General features: G+C 42.8%; 1 protein-coding gene. It reads right to left on the bottom strand.

The window, feature by feature from the left end:
- The coding region (locus A3735_RS10425; RefSeq protein WP_231882531.1) for a gamma-glutamyl-gamma-aminobutyrate hydrolase family protein at nt 1-420 on the bottom strand (420 nt) is incomplete at its 3' end.
- Between the last annotated feature and the right edge of the window lie 19 nt (nt 421-439).

The raw sequence follows: 439 nt of genomic DNA, 5'->3' as shown, positions 1-439 counted from the left end.
CTCTGTTAAATGCCCATCATCATCTGTATATTTTTCTTTGTAGTAGGTCAGCCTGTCAATCAAAATATCTCGATCAACTTCAGGATGGAACTGGAATGCCCAGAATGGTTTGTTCGCAACTCTAAAGGCATGGCAGCAAATATCGGTATAGGCTAATTCTATGCAGCCTTCGGGTGCCGAAATCGCTTTTTGCTGATGAACCGATACTGCGAGAAAGTCATTTCTGATGCCACGAAAGACCTGATCTGAAGCAGCATGTTCGGTGAGAGATATTGGGATAGTGCCCATCTCGTAATTTTCTTTGTCATCAATAATTTCACGTCCCAATGCTTGGGCAGCTAACTGAAAACCAAAACAAGATGCAAATACAGGGGTTTCATTTTCGACACACTGTAAAAGCAAGCGTTCAGCGTGAGGCACGAAAGTATATGTTTCAGGC

The sequence above is a fragment of the Oleiphilus sp. HI0061 genome, from assembly GCF_001635675.1.
This window is presented reverse-complemented; position numbering and strand designations above follow the sequence as displayed.